Source organism: Streptomyces doebereineriae (assembly GCF_031845645.1).
Lineage (GTDB): Bacteria > Actinomycetota > Actinomycetes > Streptomycetales > Streptomycetaceae > Streptomyces > Streptomyces canus.
The window spans coordinates 135,311-158,962 of the sequence record NZ_JAVREZ010000010.1 but is presented as its reverse complement, the minus strand read 5'-3'; the positions used below and the strand labels follow the sequence as shown (position 1 = coordinate 158,962).

24 protein-coding genes and 2 pseudogenes are annotated in these 23,652 nt (G+C 69.1%); 18 read left to right on the top strand and 8 right to left on the bottom strand.

Annotated features, from left to right (window positions below; genetic code table 11):
- Nucleotides 1-54 precede the first annotated feature (54 nt).
- Nucleotides 55-711 (bottom strand): hypothetical protein, encoded by a 657-nt coding sequence (locus RNB18_RS27905; protein ID WP_311716854.1) that lies wholly within the window; start codon nt 709-711, stop codon nt 55-57.
- A 535-nt stretch (nt 712-1,246) separates the two neighbouring features.
- On the opposite strand from RNB18_RS27905, the gene RNB18_RS27900 reads away from it, so the two are divergent.
- From RNB18_RS27900 to RNB18_RS27875, 6 genes are all read left to right on the top strand, one after another.
- A complete protein-coding gene (locus tag RNB18_RS27900) occupies nt 1,247-2,038 on the top strand; it encodes a COG4705 family protein (protein WP_311716853.1) in 792 nt (263 codons plus the stop codon).
- 358 nt (nt 2,039-2,396) lie between these two features.
- Nucleotides 2,397-3,344, top strand: a complete 948-nt coding sequence (locus RNB18_RS27895; RefSeq protein WP_311716852.1) for an RNA polymerase sigma-70 factor — start codon at nt 2,397-2,399, stop codon at nt 3,342-3,344.
- Between the two features lie 114 nt (nt 3,345-3,458).
- The gene (locus RNB18_RS27890; protein WP_311716851.1) at nt 3,459-4,655 is read left to right on the top strand and encodes an NAD(P)/FAD-dependent oxidoreductase; all 1,197 of its coding nucleotides are present in this window, start codon (nt 3,459-3,461) and stop codon (nt 4,653-4,655) included.
- Nucleotides 4,656-5,055: 400 nt separating this feature from the next.
- Nucleotides 5,056-5,418: an ArsR/SmtB family transcription factor gene (locus RNB18_RS27885; RefSeq protein WP_311716850.1), complete on the top strand. Its 363-nt coding sequence runs from the start codon at nt 5,056-5,058 to the stop codon at nt 5,416-5,418.
- Nucleotides 5,402-5,938 (top strand): SRPBCC family protein, encoded by a 537-nt coding sequence (locus RNB18_RS27880; protein ID WP_311716849.1) that lies wholly within the window; start codon nt 5,402-5,404, stop codon nt 5,936-5,938. Before RNB18_RS27885 ends, RNB18_RS27880 begins: the two co-directional genes overlap by 17 nt.
- On the top strand, nt 5,938-6,603 hold the full coding sequence (locus RNB18_RS27875) for a dihydrofolate reductase family protein (RefSeq protein ID WP_311716848.1): 666 nt from the start codon (nt 5,938-5,940) through the stop codon (nt 6,601-6,603). The genes RNB18_RS27880 and RNB18_RS27875 overlap by 1 nt, the downstream gene beginning before the upstream one ends.
- 80 nt (nt 6,604-6,683) lie before the next feature.
- Here the strand turns inward: RNB18_RS27875 and RNB18_RS27870 are convergent, their stop codons facing one another.
- Together RNB18_RS27870 and RNB18_RS27865 are read right to left on the bottom strand one after the other, a co-directional pair.
- A complete protein-coding gene (locus RNB18_RS27870) occupies nt 6,684-7,094 on the bottom strand; it encodes a DUF6069 family protein (RefSeq protein ID WP_311716847.1) in 411 nt (136 codons plus the stop codon).
- Nucleotides 7,091-7,702, bottom strand: coding sequence for a TetR/AcrR family transcriptional regulator (locus RNB18_RS27865; protein ID WP_057613504.1), 612 nt, complete (start codon nt 7,700-7,702; stop codon nt 7,091-7,093). Before RNB18_RS27865 ends, RNB18_RS27870 begins: the two co-directional genes overlap by 4 nt.
- Nucleotides 7,703-8,101: 399 nt before the next feature.
- Here RNB18_RS27865 and RNB18_RS27860 point away from each other — a divergent pair, with 399 nt between their 5' ends.
- The 3 genes and pseudogenes from RNB18_RS27860 to RNB18_RS54130 all read left to right on the top strand — a co-directional run.
- Entirely contained in the window at nt 8,102-8,890 is a 789-nt protein-coding gene (locus RNB18_RS27860) for an ArsR/SmtB family transcription factor (protein WP_311717027.1), read from the top strand.
- A 57-nt stretch (nt 8,891-8,947) separates the two neighbouring features.
- The gene (locus RNB18_RS27855) at nt 8,948-9,460 is read left to right on the top strand and encodes a hypothetical protein (protein WP_311716846.1); all 513 of its coding nucleotides are present in this window, start codon (nt 8,948-8,950) and stop codon (nt 9,458-9,460) included.
- A gap of 27 nt (nt 9,461-9,487) precedes the next feature.
- Nucleotides 9,488-9,568, top strand: a pseudogene (locus tag RNB18_RS54130) (helix-turn-helix domain-containing protein); the annotation flags it as partial.
- 32 nt (nt 9,569-9,600) lie between these two features.
- Here RNB18_RS54130 and RNB18_RS27850 read toward each other — a convergent pair.
- Together RNB18_RS27850 and RNB18_RS27845 are read right to left on the bottom strand one after the other, a co-directional pair.
- Nucleotides 9,601-9,786 (bottom strand): hypothetical protein, encoded by a 186-nt coding sequence (locus RNB18_RS27850; RefSeq protein ID WP_311716845.1) that lies wholly within the window; start codon nt 9,784-9,786, stop codon nt 9,601-9,603.
- A gap of 53 nt (nt 9,787-9,839) precedes the next feature.
- Nucleotides 9,840-10,778 (bottom strand): MerR family transcriptional regulator, encoded by a 939-nt coding sequence (locus RNB18_RS27845; RefSeq protein ID WP_311716844.1) that lies wholly within the window; start codon nt 10,776-10,778, stop codon nt 9,840-9,842.
- Between the two features lie 546 nt (nt 10,779-11,324).
- On the opposite strand from RNB18_RS27845, the gene RNB18_RS27840 reads away from it, so the two are divergent.
- The 7 genes and pseudogenes from RNB18_RS27840 (at nt 11,325) to RNB18_RS27815 (ending at nt 17,632) form a co-directional block, all read left to right on the top strand.
- Nucleotides 11,325-12,137, top strand: coding sequence for an oxidoreductase (locus RNB18_RS27840; protein WP_311716843.1), 813 nt, complete (start codon nt 11,325-11,327; stop codon nt 12,135-12,137).
- A 49-nt stretch (nt 12,138-12,186) separates the two neighbouring features.
- Nucleotides 12,187-12,699, top strand: coding sequence for a nuclear transport factor 2 family protein (locus RNB18_RS27835; protein WP_311716842.1), 513 nt, complete (start codon nt 12,187-12,189; stop codon nt 12,697-12,699).
- 474 nt (nt 12,700-13,173) lie between these two features.
- A complete protein-coding gene (locus RNB18_RS27830) occupies nt 13,174-14,319 on the top strand; it encodes an L-dopachrome tautomerase-related protein (RefSeq protein ID WP_311716841.1) in 1,146 nt (381 codons plus the stop codon).
- Nucleotides 14,320-14,573: 254 nt separating this feature from the next.
- Nucleotides 14,574-15,872 (top strand): DUF3533 domain-containing protein, encoded by a 1,299-nt coding sequence (locus RNB18_RS27825; protein ID WP_311716840.1) that lies wholly within the window; start codon nt 14,574-14,576, stop codon nt 15,870-15,872.
- A 160-nt stretch (nt 15,873-16,032) separates the two neighbouring features.
- Nucleotides 16,033-16,205: pseudogene (locus tag RNB18_RS54125) on the top strand (ComEC/Rec2 family competence protein); the annotation flags it as partial.
- Between the two features lie 45 nt (nt 16,206-16,250).
- A complete protein-coding gene (locus RNB18_RS27820) occupies nt 16,251-16,820 on the top strand; it encodes a TetR/AcrR family transcriptional regulator (protein WP_311716839.1) in 570 nt (189 codons plus the stop codon).
- Nucleotides 16,821-16,960: 140 nt separating this feature from the next.
- Entirely contained in the window at nt 16,961-17,632 is a 672-nt protein-coding gene (locus RNB18_RS27815; protein WP_311716838.1) for a phosphotransferase family protein, read from the top strand.
- A 439-nt stretch (nt 17,633-18,071) separates the two neighbouring features.
- Here RNB18_RS27815 and RNB18_RS27810 read toward each other — a convergent pair whose 3' ends face one another.
- Nucleotides 18,072-19,451, bottom strand: coding sequence for an MFS transporter (locus RNB18_RS27810; protein ID WP_311716837.1), 1,380 nt, complete (start codon nt 19,449-19,451; stop codon nt 18,072-18,074).
- Between the two features lie 283 nt (nt 19,452-19,734).
- On the opposite strand from RNB18_RS27810, the gene RNB18_RS27805 reads away from it, so the two are divergent.
- A complete protein-coding gene (locus tag RNB18_RS27805) occupies nt 19,735-20,601 on the top strand; it encodes an ABC transporter substrate-binding protein (RefSeq protein ID WP_311716836.1) in 867 nt (288 codons plus the stop codon).
- Nucleotides 20,602-20,714: 113 nt separating this feature from the next.
- Nucleotides 20,715-21,521, top strand: a complete 807-nt coding sequence (locus RNB18_RS27800; protein ID WP_311716835.1) for a GntR family transcriptional regulator — start codon at nt 20,715-20,717, stop codon at nt 21,519-21,521.
- Between the two features lie 23 nt (nt 21,522-21,544).
- Here RNB18_RS27800 and RNB18_RS27795 read toward each other — a convergent pair whose 3' ends face one another.
- Together RNB18_RS27795 and RNB18_RS27790 are read right to left on the bottom strand one after the other, a co-directional pair.
- Nucleotides 21,545-22,654: an alcohol dehydrogenase catalytic domain-containing protein gene (locus tag RNB18_RS27795; protein WP_311716834.1), complete on the bottom strand. Its 1,110-nt coding sequence runs from the start codon at nt 22,652-22,654 to the stop codon at nt 21,545-21,547.
- On the bottom strand, nt 22,651-23,547 hold the full coding sequence (locus RNB18_RS27790) for a fumarylacetoacetate hydrolase family protein (protein ID WP_311716833.1): 897 nt from the start codon (nt 23,545-23,547) through the stop codon (nt 22,651-22,653). The genes RNB18_RS27795 and RNB18_RS27790 overlap by 4 nt, the downstream gene beginning before the upstream one ends.
- Between the last annotated feature and the right edge of the window lie 105 nt (nt 23,548-23,652).

The window sequence follows — 23,652 nt, the reverse complement described above, 5'->3', positions numbered from 1 at the left end:
ACCCGCGCCCGATACGGCGACACAGCCGGCACAGGCCGTCCCGCTCCGGCAAGTTCAGCTGTTGGTGTCCTCGCTCTGCGCCTCGGCCGGCGGCGTGGTCTCCGTCTCCGGTGCGGTGTAGAAGACGGAGGAACCCTGCTTGGTGCGCTGGGCCTGGCTCCTGGCTACGAGCCCCTCGAGGGTGACGCGTACGACCTTGGTCTTGATGTCGCGCTCGGGATGGGCCTGGCCGAGCGCGGCGGAGATTTCCGCAGCGGAGCGCGGTTCGTCCTGCTCACTGAGGTGGCTGCGGATGAGCCCCACCAAAGTGGGCTGGGCCGCCTTCGTCTCGGACTTGGCGGTGGACTTCTTGGCCGTCGTGCGTTCCTGCGCAGCGGTGGACTTCTTGGCCGTCGTGCCTTCCTGCGCGGCGGTGGACTTCCGTGCGGATTGCTTGCTGCGCGGTGCGGACTTGGCCTTCTGCCGGGGAGATGGCACCGCGGCGGTCTCCGTCGAGGGCGTGGGCTCCTTGGTCGTCTGTGTGACGCCGAGTGCCTGCTGGATGTTCACCAGCACGCTGTGATCATGCTGCAGGGCGGCCAACTGCTCTTGCAGGGCAGCGATGTCCCCGCCGAGGCGTTCCTGCTCCTTGAGGTTGGTCTCGAGATCGGCGGCTACTTGGGTGCTGTACTGGTGTGTCAGTCCCATGGTGTCGGTCGTGCTCTCGGACATGATGCTGGCCTTTCCTCGGTGTGCGGCCGTGACGCAGAGGCGGAGCGCAACGCTGAACCGGGCAGCGTGGGCTGCTCTGGCAGCGCGGATGCCGTAACTGCCGCAGAATGCCTTGGCATAGAGATACTAATGCCTTGGCATAGAGATACTACGGACAAGTGGAGCCAGCTGTTCCTTGCGTGCAGCATCTGCTGCTTGGTGCCGAGGTCATGGCTGCCATGTCCGGCGCGGCCCGGACCGGATTGCCAACGGGACCACGACGAGGCGCACTGGCGCCTCGCCCTACGTGAAGAGGGCCATGGGCCGCTCGCCGAGGCGGCCGACCAACTCCATCTGTGGGCGCGTTCGGCGACTTAGGTGACATCGTGCAGCCGGCGAACATGCGCAGCAGTACGACGTGCAGTTGTCGTCCGGCGTCGGCGTTCAGGCTGTGTTGGGGGCCGGGCGAGCCTTGGGCAACGCGAGCACCAGAAGCGCCAAAAAGCTGGCAAAGGGGTCTGGGGCAATGGTCGCGTGCCATGTCATCGTGCCTGCCATGACGACTGATCACCTCACTCACAACCGGCCCGCGGGACAGCTGCGTCACGCGGCGAGCAAGGTGCCGGAGGTGACCGTCTACTTCTGGATCATCAAGGTGCTGACCACCGGGATGGGCGAGACGGCGTCCGACTTCCTGGCCCACTGGCTCGGCCCGATCCCCGCCGTCGCCCTCGGCGGCATCGCCCTGGTGGCCGCCCTGGCGATGCAGTTCACGGCCCGCCGGTACGTGGCCTGGATCTACTGGACGGCGATCGTCATGGTCAGCGTGTTCGGCACGATGGCCGCCGACACGCTGCACGTTGGCCTCGGCGTGCCGTACATGATCTCGACCCCCCTGTTCATGGTCGCGCTGGCCGCCGTCTTCGCCCTCTGGTACCGCAGCGAAGGCACCCTGTCCATCCACAGCATCCACACCCGCCGCCGCGAGACCTTCTACTGGGCCGCCGTGCTGGCCACGTTTGCGCTGGGCACCGCCGCCGGTGACCTCACGGCCACGATCGGACTCGGCTACCTGGGCTCCGCCGTCCTGTACGCCGCCGCGATCGCCGTCCCAGCCGTCGCTCACCGCTGGGGCGGCTTGAACGCGGTAACGGCCTTCTGGTCCGCTTACGTCATCACCCGTCCCCTCGGCGCCTCGATCGCCGACTGGATGGCCGTCGGACACAGCCGGGGTGGACTGAATCTCGGCCTCGGACCGGTCACCCTGTCCTGGGCCGTGGCCATCTTCGGGTTCGTCGGCTACCTGTCCGCCACCCGCACGGACGCCCACAGCACGCCCAAGCCCTGAAGCCGCAGTGACGCTGAGGAGTGCTGCGGGACCTGTCAAAGTCCCAGGGCCGTAGCCGTGGCGGGGGACAGGCCATCCACTGTGTATCGCAGTGGCCGTACATGTGTCCTCGGGGACGGCCCGGTATCCGGTCGGGCCACGCAACCCGCGTCGGGCAGATCCCATTGCCGCTCGACAGCCTACGGGCGAGTGGGGGTCCGCTCAGGTCGGGAGGCGCGCACCGCTGACTGGGATCGTCGTCGCCGGCAGCGTGGCTTCGTCGACCCGGATGATTACGGACCTGGCGCGTCTGAGCTGAAGCGCCAGAGCGATTCCGTACGGCCGTGAAACCGCGCACTCCGCCGGTTAGGATCCTGGCATGGCCCTGACCTTCAGTGACGTGGATCGGTTCGAGGCGGCCAGGCCGCGTCTCGAGGCCATCGCCTACCGCATGCTCGGCTCGGCGAGCGAGGCGGAGGACGCCGTACAGGAGACGTATCTGCGCTGGCAGGCCGCCGATCTCGGGCGCATCGAGGTGCCCGAGGCATGGCTGACCAAGGTGCTCACCAACCTCTGCCTCAACCAGCTCACGTCGGCCCGTGCGCGTCGCGAGACCTACGTAGGCCAGTGGCTGCCCGAACCGTTGCTCGAAGGGGACCCGATGCTGGGCCCGGCGGAGACGGTCGAGCAGCGCGAGTCGGTGTCGTATGCCGTGATGGTTCTTCTGGAGCGGCTCTCGCCCAACGAGCGGGCGGTGTATGTGCTGCGCGAGGCATTCGCGTACTCCCACCGTGAGATCGCCGAGATCCTGGACCTGAGCGAGGCGGCCAGCCAGCAGATCTTCCATCGGGCGAAGAAGCATGTGGCGCAGGGCAGGGCGCGGGTCGAGATCGACGATGCGGCCGTGCGCCGGATCGTCGAGGAGTTCCTCGCGGCGGCGACCAGTGGCCAGACCCAGCCGTTGATCGAGCTGCTCACCTCGGATGCCCTCGCGGTGGGTGACGGCGGCGGAAAGGTGCCGGCCCGGGCCAGTGGCTTCGAGGGCGCACGCGCGGTGGCGAAGTTCCTGCGCGGGCTGTTCAAGCCGGCCCCGGCCAAGAGGAACCTGGCCGGCGGTTCCCCCGACCTCTACGCCGCCACGGTCAACGGCGGCCCTGCGGTCGTCGCGGTGGTCGACGGCCGTGTCTTCGGCATCATGTGTCTGGAGCGGACGCAGGAGGGCATCGTCGCGGTCCGCAGCCAGGTCAATCCGGACAAGCTGGAGCGGGCGACGCAGCGTTGGGCGGCGGACGATTTCGGTCCTCCGGTCCTGACCGAAGCCCTCTGACTCCCTGTGTGACGCAGGTCACTCTTGTCTCCTGTCAGGAATCGGCGGGCTGCCCGGTTCAAGGGGCGTGACCGGGCCAGAAGGCACCGGACCCGCGCAGACAGGAGCAGGAATATGCAGCACCGGATTATCGTCCTCGGCGCCGGCTACTCCGGAGCGATCGCGGCAGGCCGACTTGCCAAGCGGCTGCGTCGTGAGGACGTCGCCATCACCCTCGTCAACGCAGAGGCCGACTTCGTCGAGCGGGTCCGGATGCACCAGTTGGCCGTGGGCCAGGAGCTGAAGCCGCGCCCGCTGCGCGAGATGTTCGCGGGCACGGGAGTCGAAGTGAAGCTCGCGAAGGTCACGTCGATCGACGTGGATGGCAAGACGGTCGCGGTGGACAGCGCCGAGGGGACGGCGGAACTGCCGTACGACACCCTCGTCTACGCCCTCGGCAGCGGCGGCAACGACAACGGCGTGCCCGGCGTTGCCGAGCACGCCCACCAGATCGCGAGCCGCCCCGGCGCACGCCGGCTGCGCGAGCGCCTGGCCCAGCTCGCCGAGGGCGAGACGGTCCTTGTCGTGGGCGGTGGCCTGACCGGCCTGGAGTTCGCGACGGAGGTGGCCGAGACACGCCCGGACCTCGACATCGCGCTCGCGGCGCGCGCCGGACTGGGCGACTGGCTCTCCCCGAAGGGCCGCGCGCACCTGCGCAACGTCGTCGACAGGCTCGGCATCACGGTGCACGAGAACGCCGCGGTGACCGCGGTCGAGGCGGACCAGGTCACGACCGCGGACGGCCGGACCCTCCCGGCTGCCGTCACCGTCTGGACCACGGGCTTCGCGGTGCACCCGCTGGCCGCGGCCACCAGCCTCGAACTCGCGGACACCGGCCGCATCGTGGTCGACGCGACGATGCGCTCGGTCTCGCACCCGGACGTGTACGCGATCGGCGACGCCGGTCACGCACTGGGCGCCGGCGACAAGCCGCTGCGCATGTCCTGCGCCTCTGGCACCCCCATGGCCTGGCAGGCCGCCGACTCCATCGCCGCCCGCCTGACCGGCGGCAAGTTGCCGAACGCTCCGCTGCGCTACTTCAACCAGTGCATCTCTCTCGGTCGCAACGAGGGCCTGATCCAGTTCGTCACCGCCGACGACCGCGCGGTGGACCACGCCCTGACCGGTCGTTTCGCGGCCCGCTACAAGGAGCTGGTCTGCAAGGGTGCGGCCTGGGGCGTCGCCAACCCGACGATGGGCATTCCGGTACGGCGGCGGCGCGTGGTGGCCGACCGGGTCACGTCAGACGGGGCGGCACCGGTGACGGCGTGATCTACGGCCTTGCGTGCGAGCGGAAGCCTCGGGCTGCTGTGGGGCTTCCGCGGCGTACGAGACCGAACCGGTGACGGACTGCTCGCGGTCGCGGACCTCCGGCGCGTCAGTGAGGCCGAAGACGCGGAGGGTCCGACCTCGTCGGCGAGATCGGATCCCGGGCAGGTGGGGGACCGGCGTGCGACACCGTGACCGATGGCGAGCCTGCTGATCGGCCCGCATGGCATGACCGAGCTGGCACCAGGCCCCCGGCCCCTGCCCCGATCAGGACCGAGAGGCTCGAGCCGCGGTCTTCCACCTGACTGACAGTTCCAGCCCGCTATTTGTCACACGGTCCCCCTTGTGATGCGGCCGGATCACGGATCGTTGACGCATGCCGATATAGGCATATGATGACGTCATGGCACGAGCGGCGACGACCTCGGACGCGTTCAACGCGATCGCCGAACCGCAGCGGCGGGAGATCCTGCTACTGCTGCGGAGCGGCGAGCGCCCGGTGACCGACCTCGCGCGGGACCTGGGAATGACCCAGCCGCAGGCGTCCAAGCACCTGCGGGTCCTCCGGGAGGTCGGGCTGGTGCGGGTCCGTGGGGCGGGCAAGCAGCGGCTGTACGGCCTGGACGCCCGCGGGCTGCGGCCGGTCCACGAGTGGGTGGGCGGCTTCGAGCGGTTCTGGAGCGAGAGCTTCGACCGGCTGGACGAGTACGTGCGAGACCTGAAACAGGCAAGGCAGGAGGAGCCAACGGATGGCGACGACCAGTAGCGGCGCTGAGCCCGACCACACCATCGCGGACCGCGAGATCGTGATCGCCCGGGCCATCGGCGCCCCACGGGAGCTGGTGTTCGAGGCGTTCACGCAGGTCCGACACCTGTCGAGGTGGTGGGGACCGGAAGGGTTCACCACCACGACGCGGTCCTTCGAGTTCCGCGTCGGCGGGGCCTGGGACTTCGTGATGCACGGGCCGGACGGGACCGACTACCAGGAGTGGATCACTTGGCGGGAGATCGTCCCGCCGGAGCGGATCGCGCTGCTGCACGGCGAGTCCCGCGACGATCCCAACGCGTTCGAGTCCTTCCTGGCCTTCGAGCCGGCCGGCGACGAGACCCGGATCGTGATGCGCACGGTGTTCCCCAGCAAGGAACTCCGCGACGAGGCGGTGGAGAAGTACCACGCGATCGAGGGCGGCGAGCAGACCCTGAGCAACCTGGCGGCCTACGTCGCCGAACTCACCCGGAACGACGCCGACCGCAACGAGACCAGCCCGAAGGGAGCGGAGAGCTGATGGCCGGGAAGGTGTTCTTCAGCGTGACGATGTCGCTCGACGGCTTCATGGCACCCGAACCGGTGCCGCCCGAGGACGCCTTCTCACCCGAGAAGCAGGACGACCCGGGCGTCAGGCGCTGGATGTCGAAGTGGGCGGAACTGCAGGCGTGGGCGTTCCCGCAGCGGTGGTTCCGGGAGAATCTCAAGCTCGGCGAGGGCGGCGAGGAAGGACTCGACAACGACATCGCACGGGCGACGTACGAGCGCACGGGCGCGAGTGTCATGGGCAAGCGCATGTTCGAGGCGGGTGAGCCGGCATGGCCGGAGGAGGCGCCTTTCCACACCCCGGTGTTCGTCGTCACCCACACCAGGCGCGACCCGTGGGAGCGGCCCGGCGGCACCACCTTCCACTTCGTCAACGACGGCATCGAGAGCGCCCTCGACCAGGCCCGCGAGGCGGCCGCTGACCGCGACGTGCGCATCGCCGGCGGCGCCGAGACGATCCAGGAGTACCTGGACAGCGGCCTGATCGACGAGTTCTCGATCACGCTCGCACCCGTACTGTTCGGCACCGGAATCCGCCTGTTCGACCGCGTGGACCCCGACCGCCTTGCCCTCGAACAGACCCGGACCGAGGCATCGTCCCGGGTGACCCACCTGACCTACACCGTCGGCAAGCGCTAGCCCGCGGTCCCGCAGGGTGCGGTGCAGGCGGGTCGCCGCGGGACGAGGTGCTGGTCGGTCGGGTCAGCCAGTCAATCCGGTCACCCTTTAGCGGCATCGGATCGCACCCCGGGGGACCAGCCGCCCAGCCCCGGCACCAGCACCGCCGCCACTGCCAGGTGCATCAGTGCGAGGGAGACCCGAGTGCCGCTGTCCATGCCGTCGCCGATGAACGGCAGGAAAGAAACGGTCAGTACGACGCCGGCCACCCCGGTCCAGATGGCGCGGGCACGCCGCGCCCCGAACCGCTCCAGGACGGCCGGCAGTCCCCAGCCGGAGAGCGACGCGAGCAGCGCGACGACGCCTACAGGCACGGCGCCGATGTCGAGCGTCTGCTCGCCGTCGGTGATCCGCAGCCGGTGGCCCAGCAATGGGTCCGCGACCAGCCACACCAGGACGGGGGCCAGGACGGCCGCGGCCGCCGCCGCCAGGCGCCCTCTCCTCACGCTCACTTGGCGCCCTCGGAGAGCGCGCCGTGCAGGAAGACCTCCGCCAGCTCCTGTGGGGTGAGGTCGGGCTCATCGTCCGTACGTGGCTGGGTGAAGAGCAGTCCGAAGAAGAGGGCCGCGATCTGCTCCGGCGGCCGGCGCAGGGCGGCCCTGTCAGGCTCCAGCAGATCCGCGAGGGCCGCGCGGAGACGGGTCGTCGACTCGGTGCGGCCCGCGCCGCGCACCGTACCGGGATGCTTGCCGCCGCCATGCCCCAGCGAGCCCGCGATCGCGCCCATCCTGGCCAGGTGTGCCTGCAGCGCCTCGGCCGCCTCCGCGAGCCGGTCGGGGAGCGGCTGGGACAGGTCGATCGCGTCGAGCTCACGGATCGCGTGATCGGGGGAGAGCGCCTCGGCCATGCAGGCCCGCAGCAGCTCGTCCTTGTCGGCGAAGACCCGGAAGATCGTTCCCTCCCCGATGCCAGCGGCGCGGGCGATCTTCGCGGTCGTCACCGCGGCGCCGTATTCGGCGATCAGCGGGATCGCGGTCTGGATGATCATCGAGCGCCGCTGCTCCGGCGACATGGCCGGGGCGCGGCGGCGGGTGGTCTGGTTCTCCTTGGGTGCTGTCATGACTGCGAGATTACGGAGTGAGTACTCACTCCGTCAATGAGTGAGCACTCACTCCGCTCGATTTTGGACTGCTGGACGATCACGAACCGGCGCCCTGTCGCATGAGTGCCCGGGCCGTGCGTGCGGCCTTCTCCGTGTTCGAGAGGGCCACGCTTCCCACACTGCGTCCCGGGGTGAGGCGAACTGCCGGGCCGCCGGCAGCGGGAGGCCGGTCACCTTGGCGCCCGCCGAGGCCCGCTCGGTGAGCGTGGATTTGCCAAGAGGGAGGCGCCGTGGAACGGAAGCGGCCCCGGCCGTCCGCGCACATCGCTGCGCTCGGCTCACACGGCCGGCCTCGCCCTTGACAATAGGCAGGTGAATACCTGCATAATAATGAGCGTGAGCCTCGAAGCAACAGCGATGGACTCGGTGTTCAAGGCGCTGGCCGACCCCACCCGGCGGCTCCTGCTCGACCGGCTACGCGAGCACAACGGGCAGACTCTGCGCGAACTGTGCGAGCGTCTCGGTATGGCGCGCCAGTCGGCGACGCAGCACCTGGACATCCTTGTGCGGGCCAACCTAGTCACCGTGGTACGGCGCGGCCGGGAGCGGCTGCACTACCTCAATCCGGCCCCGATCCACGAGATCGAGGAGCGCTGGATCTCCGGCTTCGACAGACCCCGCCTGCAAGCGATCAGCGCCATCAAGCACCAGGCAGAGGAGTACGCCATGACCAACGCACCCACACCGGTGCCGGACTACGTATACGTCACCTACATCCGCGCCAGTGCGGAGCAGGTGTGGCAAGCCCTGACCGACGCCGACCTGACGGCGCGCTACTGGGGACACGCCAACGTCTCCGACTGGCAGCCGGGCTCGGCATGGGAACACCGGCGAGCCGACGGGTCAGGCAAGATCGACGTGGTGGGCCGTGTCCTGGAGACCGAGCCCCCGACCCGGCTGGTCATCACCTTTGACGACGCCCCCGATGCCGAGTCGCCGCGAGAGCCGTCGGTCGTCACCTTTCTCGTCGAACCGCATCAGGACATCGTCCGCCTCACCGTGACCCACGCGAACCTCCCCAACCAGGAGATGCTGGGCGGCATCTCGGCCGGCTGGCCGGCCGTGCTGGCGAACCTCAAGTCGATGCTGGAGACCGGCGAGGTCCTGCCGCAGGCGCCCTGGGAGATGTCCCGCGCCCACACCTGAGCCGCGACTCCCGCCTCTTGTTCATCCCGCATACGCCGCACAGAGAGGTGCAAGCCAATGCTGGACACCGCCCCACTCCAGGACGCCTACCGCGCACTGCTCGACGCAGCCGCCACCGTGGCCGACGCCGACGACCCCAACCCCGCCCCGCCGGACGGCGAGTGGAACGCCGATCAGATCCTCGCGCACGTCTCTCTCATCAGCGCCGCCACCATCGCCGCCGTCGCAGGTGTCGCAGCGGGGGCCAACACGACGTACGACAACCGGATCGCCCTCGACGCCTGGACCATCGAGCAAACCATCGCGCACGCCGGCGGCAACGCCGGGCTCCGAGACCGCATCGGCGGCCAGGCAGCCGCCCTGTGCGCACTCGCCGGAGGCGCGGCGCTCAGCGACGCCGAGCTGAGTACCCCAGCGCCCGCACGGCTCCTGTCCAACGACACCCTGCTGGTCGATCAGCCCATGGCGCTGCGCTACATCGTCACCGGCCTGGCGGAGGCAGAACTGCCCGGCCACACGAAACAGCTCCTGGCCCTCCTCCCTGACGTTCGGGTAACTGGCCGATACTGATGGCCCGTTGGCTGTACTCCGTGGTGTGTGAGGTATGCGGACGGAGGCGGGCTGACGCCGGAGGCACATCGACGCCGAGAGGCGGTGCGGATGCAGGCGGCGGAACTGGCCGCCGGAGGCAGCGCGGCAGCCGACTACGTCTACGTGGGCGCGGACGGCGTGCACCCCAAGGTCCGCCGCCCCGAGGCCGAGCTGGTCCAGCGGCGCAGTGCAGGATCTCGGAACACGTCGACGAGGGCAGCAACGTCCTCCATACGCCAGGGACGAAGGACCGGGGCGGGAGCGGACAGCGTCGCGCACGCGTGCAGGATGACGATGCCGTTCACTTGCCGATCGTATGCGGCAGTGTTCCGCCCCCACGCCGACGACCCCGGGCCCACTACCGCTCCATTCGGACGCGCACGGCCTCGATGGACCAGTTGAACGCCGGCACCAGGCTCTCCGGAGCGGGCCAATCATTGATCACTGCGAGCAACTGGAGGTACCGATCCCGGCGCGGGTCGCCCACACTCTCCAGCCGGGCCAGCAGCAGGCGGCGCACCTCGGCGTCGTCGGGGCGGCCAAGGATATGTGCATAGTGAGCCGCAAGCGCCGCAACGATCGGATCAGCTTGGTGCGAGGCCGGGGCGACGCCCGCCGTCAGGGCGGGGGCGACCCGGTCACGGACGATGGCACCGAGGTCGCGGTGCGGGCCCGTGGTGTCGCCTTGCGCCTGTTCGGCCGTGTAGTCCTCGGCCATCCGCCGTACGCCGGCGCGGAAATCCGGGTCTGCGGCCAGTTCGGCCCACTCCACCCACGCCCGGACCTGCTCCGCCTGGGGGCTGTCGGGTATCTCGGGCGTCATCGAGCGCCTGATCCCCGCGAGCGCGGAGTCGGTGTCGAGAGTGCCGAGGGCGGCATCGAGGAAGTCCCCGATCAGACGTCGGCGTTCGTCCTCGGAGAGCTGGGCCAGCTTGTGCATGAGATCCGTCTCTTCAGCAGTGAGCCCGCGCTCGGCCACCGCCGTCAGCACCGCATGCCGCAGGCTCAGGACGCGAATCTGCACGGCCAGGGCTTCGGCGTGCGTTGCGGCGACCTCGGGAAGCGGGAGTTCCCGGTCCACGACCCTGCGGATCGTGGGTAGGTCCACCCCCAGGTCCCGCAGGGTCCGCACAAGGTCCAGGCGCGCGAGGGCGTCGATGGTGTAGAGGCGGTAGCCAGCCGGGCTGCGGTCCGCCGGCGCCACGATTCCGCGATCGGAGTAGAACCGAATGGTCTTGACCGTCAAGCCGGTCCGCCGGGCCAATTCGCCGATCGAGTAGAGCGTATCGCCGTCCATGCCCCCACTTTGACGTCTCCCCCTACGGGAGACTCAAGCCCATCCGCCTGCCGATCGCCACGAGTTTTGACAATGCCTCCGGTGCGAGGCGGTCGTCGCCCACTGCTTCGCCGACCCGTTCGCCACCTTCTCGCCGACCAGGTGCCCCAGCCGCGCACCGCCCGCATCATGCACCGCGTCCGGTATCGCGCGCCTTCAATACCGGCGCCCGCTTCTGATGGCAGTACGCAGCCCGCGCCGCCGGCGCCTCCGCCTGCCCTCTACCTCCAGCACCTCGTGTCTGTCGCCGCCAGACACCGACCACTCGGGGCTCGAAGGTTCTTCGTCGTACGGCGACGAGCTGCCGTATGTCGAGAACAGCCGGGCGGGCGTCTTCCGTGCCCCCATGCCGCCATGCCGACGGGTGCCGGTCAGCTCCACCTGGGACAGCCGGTGACGTGGTGCCCGGGATCAGTTCCTTGCTTGAGCTTGTGCTTGGAAACCGATCAGTTTACAGTGAGGTCAAGTGAAACCGATCGGTTTCCCAGAGGGGTTCGGGAGTGCATGATGACGACAAATCGACCGGTGGCGCTGGTGACGGGTGCGTCCTCCGGTATCGGGAAGGAAACCGCGCTCGCGCTGGTCGCGGCAGGGTTCGACGTGGCCGGCACAGGCCGTGACACCTCATCCGTCACGCCGCTGGGCGGTGTGACGTTCCTCGACCTCGACGTGGTCAGTGACAAGTCGGTCAGCGCCGCGGTCCAGCAGGTGATCGAGCGGTTCGGGCGGATCGACGTCCTGGTCAACAACGCCGGCGTCGGCTCCATAGGGGCCGCAGAGGAAACCTCCGTCGCGCAGGCCCAGAGCGTCTTCGACATCAACGTCTTCGGGGTCATGCGCATGGTGAAGGAGGTCCTGCCGCACATGCGCGCCCAGGGACGCGGACGCATCATCAACCTCTCGTCCGTGCAGGGGTTCATCCCCGCTCCCTACATGGCCGTCTACGGCGCGTCCAAGCACGCGATCGAGGGCTACTCGGAGTCCCTGGACCATGAGGTCCGGGAGTACGGCGTCCGGTCGCTACTCGTCCAACCCGCGTACACCAACACCGGATTCGAGGCCAACAGCGCGAAGCCCGACACGCCCCTGCAGACCTATGCCGGCCAGCGGCACGTCTTCGACCGCCTGATGGCGGAGGCGATCAAGGGCGGCGACGATCCCGCCGTCGTCGCCAAGGCGATCGTCGCGGCAGCGACCGACGCGAAGCCGAAACTGCGCTATGCCGCCGGCCCCATGGCCGGACGCGCACGCCTGCTCCGCTTTGTTCCTGCCTGGGTCTTGGACAAGCAGATCCGCACGATGAACAAGCTGGCCGGCTGACCCTCGCCACCCGCACACTCCATCGCGCCGTTGACACCGGGAGAGACCCATGTCCGAGACGCTGCACTCCGCCGCCGCTACCGTTGCGAGCTGGCGCTCCGCCGAGGAACGCGGTGACGTCGACGCGGCGGTCGCGTGCCTGAGCCGGGACGTCGTGCTCAGTTCACCGCTCACCGAGCAGTTCCGATTCGAGGGGCTTGACCAGCTGCGCTCCTTCCTGACCTCGGCGTTCACGGCCGTCAAGGACGTCCGCTACCACACCCAGACCGGCGAGGGTGATGTGTACGCGCTGGTCTACCGGGCGCAGGTAGGGTCCCAGTCGTTCGAGGAGGTGCAGTTGCTGCGGCTCGACGACGAGGCGCGGATCAAGGAGATCACGCTCTTCGGGCGTCCGATGCCGGCCCTCACCGCCCTGATGACGATCCTGGGGCCGGAACTCGCCCGCCAACAGGGCCGCCCGGGCCTCGCGGCTCTCATGCGCGCCAGCACCATGCCCATACACGCGATGGTCACCTTCGGGGACCGCAGCATGGTCCCGAAGACCCGGCCGACGGCTCGGTAGACCCGAGAGAACCAGCTCCACTGACCGTTTGCCCTCACCCCTTCCAAGAGTTGGTGGTAGCTGCAGGCGATGTCCTGGGCGGGAGGCTCGGGTCGTGGACGGTGCACTCGGGACGCCCCGCTTCTGCTGTGGGGGCCAGGTGGTGCTCAGTGCCGGCGTCTGCCGGACGCCCGTCCTTTCCCGTGCACGACGGCTTCGGGTTCTTTCGAGGCAGGGCTGCCCGGGAGCCGTTGCGCGACCGCGAAGGGCTCCACCGCATCCCGGCCAGAAGAGGCCGGAAGAGACGGGCTCCCCGGCGCAGCGGAGATGCGCCCGCACTCGGAGAGCCGATCAGCTGACACCTCTAGGAGAACGGCTGCTGGCGTCGGCGGCCTCCGCCGGCCACGGCAGCGTCCGGCCATTCCCCCACGGGCCGAGGTGATGCGGCAACTCGCCGCGCCCTACGGCGACTTGAACCCGACAGGAGACGCTCGCATGAAACGACGTACGTTCCTTACGGCGACCACCGCGTCGCTGGCCTCCACCCAACTCGCCGGACCCGCCTACGCATCCGGTGCAACAGCCCAAAACTATGAGGTCGTTGCCCGCTTCTGGGGCGCGATGCCGACGGGCGTCACCGTCTCGCGCCGCGGCCGGGTCTTCGTCAACTTTCCCCGCTGGGGCGACGACGTCCCGTTCACCGTCGCCGAACTGCGGGGCGGGAAGCCGGTGGCCTACCCCGACGCCGAGGTGAACCGTCAGGACGCCTCCGACCTGGCCGGGCACTTCCAGTCGGTGCAGAGCGTCGTCGTCGACCCGGCCGACCGGCTGTGGATCCTCGACACCGGAAGCCCGTTGTTCGCCGGGTCCTCCTACGGCGGCCCGAAGCTCGTGGCAGTCGACCTGCGCACCGACCGGATCGTACGGAAGATCCTCTTCCCGCCCGAGGTGGTGCCGGCGAACAGCTACCCCAACGACGTGCGCCTCGACCTGCGGCGCGGCGCCGAGGGCACGGCGTTCATCACCGACTCGGGCGGCTCGAATGGCGTGATCGTCGTCGACCTCGCCACGGGCCGCTCCTGGCGGCGACTGGCCGGGCACCCCTCGGCGCTCGCGGACGAGCGGTTCCTTCCGGTCATCGAGGGCGAGCCCTTCATGGTCCGCCCCGCGGGCGGCGAGCCCACGTACTACGAGACCGGCTCCGACGGCATCGCCCTCAGCGCTGACGGCACGCGCCTCTACTACTGCCCGCTGTCCAGCCGCCGCCTGCACAGCGTGTCCACCGACGCCCTCGCCGACCCGGACGCCACCGACGCCGAGGTGGCGGCGACGGTCGAGGACCTGGGGTTCAAGCCAATGGCCGACGGCTTGGAGAGCGACGACAAGGGGCGGCTCTACGGCGGCGACCTGGAACACAACGCGATCTGGCGCAGGAGCCCGAACGGCACTTACCGGACGCTGGCCCAGGGGAGCGACCTGATCTGGGTCGACACCCTGTCCGTCGCCTCGGACCGGCACCTGTACGCCATCGCCAACCAGCTCAACCGGCTGTCGCCCTTCCATGAGGGCAAGGACCTGCGCCGCAAGCCCTATCTCCTGGTCCGTCTGCCGATCGACGCCGGGCCGGTCAGGCTCGTGTGACCCCTCCGGCTCGCGCAACTGGGCGTCACTGATGGGCTGCCCGTCGTTGGAACGACCGTCAGCCCTTGCGATCCGTTGCTGGGACTCGGGCAGGCCCCTCGGTTTGAAATGTGGAAACCGATCGGTTTACGATGGCCTTGAAACCGACCGGTGTGCGTGCCGAGATCGAACGTTCCGAGGGTCGCCGCTCCGCAACGAAGCTGTCCGGCCGTCTCCGGATGCGAGTGTGTTGACCGAGACCGGAGTAATGAGCCATGAGTGGGATTCACCCCTTCCGCGTACTGCGCGCCAAACCCCTGTGGATCGCCAACGGCGTGATCACGGGCGTCCTCGCGCTGCTGTTCACCGTGTTCTACGTCGGCGCCAACGTCGATCCCGTGGATCACATGAAGAATCTGCCCGTCGGTCTGGTCAACGCCGACAAGGGGGCTGCTGTCGGTGGCAAGCAGGTGAACCTGGGGGCGCAGATCTCCGAGTCGATCACGAAGTCCACCGTGAGCGGCGACAAGATCGACTGGAAGGTGATGGACGAGAAGCAGCTGACGGAGGAACTCGGCAAGGGCAAGCTGTACGGCGCGCTCGTCGTGCCCGCCGACTTCACCTTCTCCACCGTCGCGCTGACCGGCGCCGCGACCGCCGGGACCCCGGCCCGCCCGACGCTGACGGTGCTGACCAACCAGTCCGCCGGCAGCGTGGGCTCCGGCCTGGCCCGCACGGCAACAACGCAGGCGGCCGAGAGCGCCTCGCTCCAGGTGGGCAGGGAGCTGACCGCACAGGGCGGGTCCGGGCAGGCGAAGCTGCCCGCCGCGGCACGCCTCCTGCTCGCCGACCCGGCCGCCGTTACCGTCAAGGACGGCCATCCGCTCGACTCGCACAGCGGCCTGGGACTGACGGCGTTCTACTACGCACTCGTCCTGGTGGTCTGCGGCATGCTCTCCGCCAATGTCATCAGCGGCCAGGTGGACCACGCCCTCGGCTACACCCACAACGACATGGGCCCGCTGCGCCTGCATCGCCCGCTGATCCGGGCCACGCGGGTGCAGACCCTCGCCATCAGCGGCACCCTCATGGCAGGCCTGTCCCTGCTGATGGGCACCCTGGTCATGGCGGGAGCGGTCGGCCTCATGGGCATGGACGCCTCCCACCTGCCGCTGCTGTGGCTGTACTCGGTGTGCGCCATCGCCGTCACCGGGATCGGCGCCCTCACTCTGCTCGCCGTGTTCGGCACGCCGGGCATGCTGGTGGTCACCCTGGTCTTCATCGGGATGGCGGTGCCGACGGCCAACGCCACCACGCCGCTTCAGGCGCTGCCCGGCTTCTACCGCTTCCTGGCGGAGTTCGAGCCGCTGCGGCAGATCACCGGCGGGATCCGCGCGATCCTCTACTACGACGCCCAGGCCGACGCGGGTCTGACGCGGGGGTGGGTGATGATGGCCGCCGGTCTCGTGGCGGCCGCGCTGTTCGGCTTCGGCGTGCTGGGCTGGTACGACCGCAAGGGACTGCACCGCATCCCCGCCGAGACGAAACTCGAGACGACCGCCGCCCCGGCGTAGCGGAACCAACACGGCTCACCCGGGACGGGGCCAGCACCCGGCGGACCGCCGGTATGTGTCGCCCCACCGGGAGGAGGGGCTCGTACAACGCGTCACGGCTCGGCTCGGCCTCTTCCCCGGGACCGTGCCGAGCCTCTGAGGGGTCTTCAGGCGTCGGCGTGTCGCCATGCTCGTACGGTCCGCCGGGCTGCGCTTCCTCCTGCTCGGCGACCTCGAACCCCCGGCCCAGCAGGAGCTGTTGAGGTCACCGGCGGGTGCGGTGCACGGCTGGCCGGGGTGGATGTCCTCAAGGTCGCTCACCATGGTCCGGCCCATCAGGACACCCGCGCCTGAAACCGATCGGTTTCCATTTCGTCCGATTCGAGTTAACCTCGCGGTATGACCACCAAAGTGAAGCCAAGCCCCAGAGAGCGGCTGCTGGAGGCAGCGGCCACGCTCACCTACCGAGACGGTGTCGGCATCGGCGTCGAGGCGCTGTGCAAAGCGGCGGGGGTGTCCAAGCGCTCCATGTACCAACTGTTCGAGAGCAAGGACGAACTACTCGCGGCGAGCCTGGAGGAACGCGCCGCTGACTTCGTGGCCTCACTCCTGCCGCCGCCGGACGACGGCCGCTCACCCCGCGAGCGGATCCTGCATGTCTTCGAACGCGTGGAGTCGCAGGCAGGTCTCCCCGAGTTCCGCGGCTGCCGGTACCTGGCTGTGCAGATCGAGCTCAAGAATCAGGCCCACCCCGCGAGCCAGGTGGCTCACCGGATCAAATCTGACCTGACCGGCTTTTTCCGTTCCGAGGCCGAACAGGGCGGCGCGAGCGATCCCGGCCTGCTGGCCCGTCAGCTGATCCTGGTCTTCGACGGCGCCAGCGCCCGCGCGGGAATCCAGGCCGACAATCTGACCGGGCTCGTCGCGCCCACGGTGACGACCCTGCTCGACACGGCAGGCGTGCGCTGACGCGCCCCGTCCTCGAGCAGGCCCGGTGACTGCAGCGCTCTGACGGATTGACGCCCGTCTCCGGCAGCCGCCGCAGCACCCGCGGTCTCAGGTCAAGGTGGGTGTAGGTGCAGTGCGGTGCCGTGGACGATGATCGGTGGATGCGCCCGTTGAAGCACGGCTACACCAACCGCACCGTCGGCGACGGATCGGTGGTGGAGAAGACGTACGAAGGTCCTGATGCGGGGATCAGGCGTGCGCGGGAGTACGCGTTGTTGACCCGGCTGCAGAAGAAACTGCCGGTACCTCCGGTGCGTGGCGTGGACGACGGGATCCTCACGCTCGGGTTCATGGCTGGTGTGCCGGGACAGGAACTGGTGGAGGCGGGTCACGCGGCGCGGGTCCTGGAAGCCTGCGGGGTGCTCCTGCGTCGCATCCATGAGACCGCGACGAGCGTCCTCGGGGCGGGCGCGCACGATGCCGGCAAGGTGCTCGTCCACGGGGACTTCGGGCCCAACAATCTGCTCCTGGACCCGGTGTCCTTTAAGGTCACTGCCGTGGTCGACTGGGAGTTCGCCCACGTTGGCGACGCGGTCGAGGATCTGGCCTGGTGCGAGTGGATCGTGCGGATGCACCACGCCGAGCACCACCAGGAACTCGACCACTTCTTCAACGCCTATGGCGGTGCCGTGCCCGCGTGGCCGGTTCGCCGGGCCACCATGCTGGCCAGGTGCGCCGAGCTGGAGCAGTTCTGTCACCGAGGGGATCCGAACGGTCCAGGGGTGAGGCAGTGGCAGGAACGCGCCGTCACAACAGCGGGCTGGCAGGAATAGCCCGGAGTCGGTCAGGCGCAGGAGCGACCGTGGCGTGAGGAAGGCCGTGCGGGTCGGGCCTGTGGTGGTGCATGCCCTGGTTCGCAGGACCTTGCCCCATCAATCCTCACCAGCCTGCCACGCCGCCGACTCGGCGCGCGGATCGGCGAGTCGGCCCAGGCGCGGAGGCCTCGGAGGAGGGACGCCTGTACGACCGGTGGGGTCGTGACCGCCTGCCTCGCGCCGGAGCTGCGCCGAATCACACGTTGGTCCTCACCGACAAGGTCGTCGCCACCGCGCTCGTACGCGCTTCCACTGGAGGCGCGCTGCGAGATCGGCGTACGTGATGCCGAAAGTCTCGAGTGGGGCGGCAGGGCCTCGTCCGAGGCCCTGCCCACATGCGCGGTCCTATCGGTGGTGAGGGTGAGGCGGCTGTACGGCCGTCACGTCGGCGCGTCTCTCACGCCTGCCCCGCGAGCGGACGCGCGGCCCCTCCAACACCCCCGTGAGCTGCGGCCGCTTGCGGTGCGCGAGGAACCAGCCCGACCAGCAGGGCGCCGAGGACGCCGGGTACGGCGAGTGCGTAGAAGTTCCACTGGAACGCCAGCCCGGCTCCGATGATGAGCCCGAGCAGCGGCGGGGCGAGCATCGAACCGAGGCGGCCGAACCCCAGTGTCCAGCCCATCGCCGTGGCGCCCACACGTGCCGGATAGTGCTTGGAGACGTAGGCGAGGACGAACGACTGCGTGCCCATCGCCCCGACGCCACCCAGTGCGACCGCCGCGTACAGCACCGTCGTGGGCAGCCGCAGGCTGAGCAGTATGACGGCCACGCTGGACACGAGGTAGGTGGTGGTGATGATCGGTTTGGAGCCGAATCGGTCGGCCGCCAGAGAGATGATCAGCGTGCCGATGACGGCTCCGATGTTGAACACCAAGAGGAATCCGAGCGAGGAGCCAGCGGAGTAGCCGGCGCGATGCATGATCTCCGGGAGCCAGGTGTTGAAGCCGTAGATCATGAACAGGCACAGGCACGTCATCACCAGGAAGCACACCGTCGCCACGACATAGCTGCGCGAGAAGAGGGCCCGTACCGGCGACATGCTGCGCGAGTCGGTACCGGACGGGCTCTGCTCCGGCGCCGGTACGCCGTGCTGCGCGTCGTCCGAGGTGACGTTCCAGCGGTCGGCGATCCTGTCCGCCTCGGCGTGCCGCCCCTTCGCCCGGAGGAACGTGATCGACTCCGGCAGAGACCTGACGGCCAGTGGCAGGACGAGGAGAAGCGGGAGGAGACCGACGAGGAACATCACCTGCCAGCTGAACCGAGGCAGCACGAAGATTCCGGTGAGGGCGGCGATGATGCCGCCCACGGGGAAGCCGCTGAAGAGGGTGGCGAAGACCAGGTTGCGCGTCTTGGGGTGCGAGTACTCACCCACGAGCGCGCTCGCGGTCGGCAGCACGCCGCCGAGGCCGAGGCCGGCGAGGAAGCGGAAGAGGCCGAACACCTCCGGAGAGGTGGCCGTCGCACACAGGCCTGTCATCACCGAGAACCAGATCAGGCAGCCGATCAGCATCCTGCGTCGGCCCAGAGTGTCGGTGAGCGTGCCGACGGTCGTGGCTCCGATGAGCATCCCGACCAGGGCGACTGAACCGATCAGGCCGGCGTCGGCGGGAGTGAGGTGCCACCCGGGTTCGTGGAGCAGGGACGGAATCACCGCGCCGTAGACGACCACGTCGTAACCGTCGGCTATGACGGTGATCCCGCAGATCGCGAGTACCAGCAGTGTCACGGGGGGCCAGGTGGCGTTGCCACGGCTTCCTCTGCGGCTCATTTCGTGCATGACGGTTCCTCTCACATGGCTCTGCTGTTTCGGTGAGGGTTCTCTCGCTCGGGTGGGGCGCCTCGATGTACGGGAGACATCGTGTGGGCTCGCCTCGCACCGCTAAGTGTGCACACTGTCACAGGCCTGTAAAGGGTTAAGTGCAAGAAACAGTTCTGTAAGTCCGATTTCGTGTAGCACTATGAACTAAGGTGTATGCACATCTGGGATCACTGCTGCATGATGGTGAAGGCGGGGCTGCCGGGCTGCCGGGCGATCCCCACTGACTCGAAGGAACGGTCTCATGCAAGGCTCAGAAGGCTCTGGCACGCGACGGCTGACCGTGGGGATCTTCCCCGGTGCAGGTGCCGTCCATCTCTACAACGCCCTCGACTCCGGGTACTTCCAGAAAGCCGGACTGGAGGTGAACCTCGTCCAAGTCGCCTCCTCCGACCAGCAGATGGCCGGCTGGAACGACGGCGACTACGACGTCATGCACACCTCTCCCGACCACCTCCTGCGCGGACTGCTGAAGCGGGACCCCGTGGCCGTCCAGGCCGAGGGCATGGGCGAACTCGCCGTGCATCGACGTCCCGGCTCCCCGGGGGCGACGGACCGATGGGCAGTCGACAACGCGCAGAGCGCCTTCGCGTTCGTCCTGCGTGCCGTGCTCGCCGACGTCGCCGGTGCGCCGGTCACCGACGGCCAACTCGTGCCGGTGGGCGGCACCTTGCAGAGGTTCCAGGCACTGCCGACGGGCACTGTCGACGGAACCACACTCCATCCGCCCTTCGATGTCCTCGCCGCGGAGAAGGGATATCCGCGCCTCGGCGGCCACCTTCAGGTAGCACCCGACATCCTCACCGGTGTGGTGGTGGCGCCGCGCACCGACGCCGCCACCCGCCACATCCGCGCCTACCTGGACGTCTGCCGCCGGAGCACGACAGAGCTTCTGACCTCTGGGGCATCGGGCATCGAAGCGGCGCTGGTACGGCACGGCCTGCCGGAGAGTGCCGCCCGGGCCGCGGCACCCGGCCTTCTCGGCACCGCGGGACTGTCCACCTCACCCGACGTGACTCTGCGCCGCCTCCAGGCGGTGGCAGACCTGCGCCGTCGCTTCACTCCGGACTGGCAGCCCTCCTGCCCGCTCCAGTCGCTCATCTTCTGGTAGTGGATACAGTGCGCCCTCATTCCGGAGCGGACGACATGGGATCGAACCGGCAGGGACTTCCCCCTGCCGGTTTCGGCGTACGGCAGCTGCATACACCTGAGTAGAATCCGGGTATGAGCAGGAAGAGGGGCGAGGCCCCTGAGGAACCACGGTCGGCGGCCGATGGCAGTGGCGCGTCGCAGGTCCCGTTCGAACCGACGGTCGGGACACCCGGGTCGGCCCCAGGCGGACGCCGACTCGCCCTTGACGTCCACGGACGCCTGCGGGAAATGATCCTCAGCGGTGCACTGCCGCCGGGGTCCGCGCTGCTCCAGGCCGAGATGGCGCGGAAGCTGGGCGTCAGCCGCACGCCGATGCGCGAGGCGTTCCGGCTTCTCCAGGAAGAAGGGCTCATCGACGCACAGCCCGACCAGCGGGCGAGGGTGCGGACCGTGGACCCCGAGGACCTGGACGGCGTCTACGGGGCCCGCATCATGCTCGAATCACTCGCTGTGAGTGTGACGGCCAAGGCGCTCACGCCCGGCGATCTGGAGCGCATGAGCGCAGCACTGAAGCGCATGCAGGAGCTGTCGGTCGACGACCGTCCGGACGACTGGCACGCGGCACACAGGGAGTTCCACCGCATCGCCACGCAGGCGGTGGCGCCGCATCTGCAGCGGATGCTCGTCTCGCTCGGCGAGCACAGCGAGCGCTACATCCGGCTGGCGCAACTGGGCGTACACAACTCATGGGCCCGGGCACACTCGGAGCACGAGGCGCTGCTGGAGGCGCTGCGTCTGAGTGACAAGGACGAAGCGGTACGCGTGATCTCCCGTCATCTCGCGCGCACCGCTCTGAACGTGCTGGCGGACATCGCCCCGGAGTACGAACCCGCGGCCACGCGCACCGCGCTGGGGATCGCGGGCAACGGCCAGGCCTGAGGTCCGGTTGCGGCCGGGGGTTCTTACGTGTCCCAGTCCCCGGGGCCCAGGGTGAGTGCCACCCGCCCGAGGTTGTTGTCGTCCTCCATGTAGCGGTGCGCGTCGGCAGCGCGGGCGATGGGGAACGTACGGTCGACGACTGCGCGGAATCCGTGCTCGACCTCGGTCCACAGCGCGTTGACCGCGGCGGCGTTTCCGGTGCGTACTCCGATGATGCGGTGGCAGGCGGAGTACAGGCGCCGCAGATCGACCTGAACCTTGCCGCCGAGGAACGCACCCGAGGTGACCACGGTGCCGCCGTGGGCCAGGGTGTCGAGGGTGGCGTCCCAGATCGCCGGGTCACCGAGGTTGTCCACGGCGATGTCCACCCCGTGACCCCCGGTGGCCTCGCGTACGCGGTTCACGAAGTCCGGGTCGGTGGCGTCGAGCACGAGCTCGGAGCCCGCCGCGGCCAGAGCCTCGCGCTTCTCGGCCGAGCGTGAGGTGGCGATGATCCTCGCGCCGAGATGCTGGGCGTAGACGGCGGTGGTGGAGCCGAGGGCGGAGGCTGCGCCCTGGACAAGTACCCAGTGTCCGGGGCGCAGCCCTGCCTGGCTCAGCTGGTTGGCGGCCACCGCGCCCACGAGCGCCAGGGATGCAGCCATCGAGGCGGGGATGTCCTGCGGGACCCGGTGGACGTTGCGCGCGGGCACCGCACAGTACTGGGCGTACGCACCGGGGCGGTGGGTGCCTATCACCTCCAGGTCGGGGCAGACCTCCTCGCGGCCCTCCACACAGAAGGCGCAGCTGCCGCAGGCGACTGCGGGGAACACCGCCACGTGCTCCCCGACCCGGACGGAGTCCACACCGGCTCCCAGCGCGGCGACGACGCCCGCATGGTCGGCGCCCAGCACGTGGGGCGGCTGGATCTTGGCGTAGGGGTGGTTGCCGGCTCGGGCCGTGAGGTCGAGCAGCCGGCCGATGCCGACCGCGGCGACCTGCACGAGGACCTCGCCCGGCCGGGGTCGGGGCGTGTCGATGGTGGCCCGCTCCAGGACCTCGGGTGGTCCGAACCGGTGGAACACCATGGCCCGCATCGTCTCGGGCACCGGCAGCAGGTCCGGCCAGCCCAGTTCAGTAGCCGTGCTGTTCATGACGCCACCACCGGGTTCTCCAGGCGACCGATCCGCTCGATCTCGACGACGACCTCGTCGCCGGCGGTCAGGAACTCCCCGCGCGGTGCGCCGACGCCGGCCGGCGTGCCGGTGAGGATGACGTCCCCGGGTTCGAGTCGGGTGAGGCGGCTGGCCGCCGCGACCACTTCATGTATCGGTACCATCATCTGCGCCGTCGAGGAGTCCTGCTTCACCACACCGTTGACGCTCAGCCGGATCCGCAGGTTCTGCGGGTCGGGGATCAGCCAGGCGGGAACGATTCCCGGACCGAGCGGGCAGAAGCCGTCCTGGCCCTTGTGGCCGACCCAGTCGTAGGTGAACGGTTTGCCCACCGGCTTGGGGGCGGTGAGCCGGTCTCTGGCCGAGATGTCGTTCGCCGCCAGGTAGCCGGCCACGTGATCGAGGGCCTGCTCGGCCGGGAGATCGCGGCCGGTGCGGCCGATGACGACGGCGAGTTCGGCCTCCCAGTCGACACGGGCGCCCTGGTAGGACGGCAGCGGCACAGGGTCTCCCGGTCCGGTCACGGTCGTCGTGGGCGGCTTGAGGAAGAAGAACGGATCACCCAGCTCGTCGGGGGGCTCGACGCCCATCTCGGCACAGTGGTCCCAGTAGTTGGCGCCCGCGCAGAGCACCTTGCCCGGGTACGTGAGCGGGGGAGCGAGTCGGGCCTCGGCGATGACGTCCGAAGCCGCCGGAACCCATTCCCGCAGGAGCGGGACGAGTGAGTCCCATCGGCCCAGCACTTCCATCAGAGACAGACCTTCCGTCCCGGGTGGCCCCGGCACGACGCTCCCCCCGACGCTCACACCGACGGAGAGCTTCTCCGAGTCGTCGACCCGGTACTGCACCAGTGACCATTCAGGACGTTTCATGTGTTCCTCCAACACGCGGCTCTCTGAGGGCAGCAGAACCATAGTGCATACACATTGACGGCGGAAGGGGTGACCTACGGGTCAAGGGGTGCAAAATGTCCGCTC

Excerpts from the sequence above, each read along its gene's own strand:
- RNB18_RS27865 (WP_057613504.1), bottom strand. The coding sequence starts at position 7,702 with ATGACAGCACCCAAGGAGAACCAGACCACCCGCCGCCGCGCCCCGGCC.
- RNB18_RS27875 (WP_311716848.1), top strand. The coding sequence starts at position 5,938 with ATGGCCGGGAAGGTGTTCTTCAGCGTGACGATGTCGCTCGACGGCTTC.
- RNB18_RS27855 (WP_311716846.1), top strand. The coding sequence starts at position 8,948 with ATGCTGGACACCGCCCCACTCCAGGACGCCTACCGCGCACTGCTCGAC.
- RNB18_RS27840 (WP_311716843.1), top strand. The coding sequence starts at position 11,325 with ATGACGACAAATCGACCGGTGGCGCTGGTGACGGGTGCGTCCTCCGGT.
- RNB18_RS27825 (WP_311716840.1), top strand. The coding sequence starts at position 14,574 with ATGAGTGGGATTCACCCCTTCCGCGTACTGCGCGCCAAACCCCTGTGG.
- RNB18_RS27815 (WP_311716838.1), top strand. The coding sequence starts at position 16,961 with ATGCGCCCGTTGAAGCACGGCTACACCAACCGCACCGTCGGCGACGGA.
- RNB18_RS27905 (WP_311716854.1), bottom strand. The coding sequence starts at position 711 with ATGTCCGAGAGCACGACCGACACCATGGGACTGACACACCAGTACAGC.
- RNB18_RS27845 (WP_311716844.1), bottom strand. The coding sequence starts at position 10,778 with ATGGACGGCGATACGCTCTACTCGATCGGCGAATTGGCCCGGCGGACC.
- RNB18_RS27895 (WP_311716852.1), top strand. The coding sequence starts at position 2,397 with ATGGCCCTGACCTTCAGTGACGTGGATCGGTTCGAGGCGGCCAGGCCG.
- RNB18_RS27890 (WP_311716851.1), top strand. The coding sequence starts at position 3,459 with ATGCAGCACCGGATTATCGTCCTCGGCGCCGGCTACTCCGGAGCGATC.
- RNB18_RS27810 (WP_311716837.1), bottom strand. The coding sequence starts at position 19,451 with ATGCACGAAATGAGCCGCAGAGGAAGCCGTGGCAACGCCACCTGGCCC.
- RNB18_RS27790 (WP_311716833.1), bottom strand. The coding sequence starts at position 23,547 with ATGAAACGTCCTGAATGGTCACTGGTGCAGTACCGGGTCGACGACTCG.
- RNB18_RS27880 (WP_311716849.1), top strand. The coding sequence starts at position 5,402 with ATGGCGACGACCAGTAGCGGCGCTGAGCCCGACCACACCATCGCGGAC.
- RNB18_RS27795 (WP_311716834.1), bottom strand. The coding sequence starts at position 22,654 with ATGAACAGCACGGCTACTGAACTGGGCTGGCCGGACCTGCTGCCGGTG.
- RNB18_RS27835 (WP_311716842.1), top strand. The coding sequence starts at position 12,187 with ATGTCCGAGACGCTGCACTCCGCCGCCGCTACCGTTGCGAGCTGGCGC.
- RNB18_RS27800 (WP_311716835.1), top strand. The coding sequence starts at position 20,715 with ATGAGCAGGAAGAGGGGCGAGGCCCCTGAGGAACCACGGTCGGCGGCC.
- RNB18_RS27805 (WP_311716836.1), top strand. The coding sequence starts at position 19,735 with ATGCAAGGCTCAGAAGGCTCTGGCACGCGACGGCTGACCGTGGGGATC.
- RNB18_RS27820 (WP_311716839.1), top strand. The coding sequence starts at position 16,251 with ATGACCACCAAAGTGAAGCCAAGCCCCAGAGAGCGGCTGCTGGAGGCA.
- RNB18_RS27900 (WP_311716853.1), top strand. The coding sequence starts at position 1,247 with ATGACGACTGATCACCTCACTCACAACCGGCCCGCGGGACAGCTGCGT.
- RNB18_RS27830 (WP_311716841.1), top strand. The coding sequence starts at position 13,174 with ATGAAACGACGTACGTTCCTTACGGCGACCACCGCGTCGCTGGCCTCC.
- RNB18_RS27885 (WP_311716850.1), top strand. The coding sequence starts at position 5,056 with ATGGCACGAGCGGCGACGACCTCGGACGCGTTCAACGCGATCGCCGAA.
- RNB18_RS27860 (WP_311717027.1), top strand. The coding sequence starts at position 8,102 with ATGGACTCGGTGTTCAAGGCGCTGGCCGACCCCACCCGGCGGCTCCTG.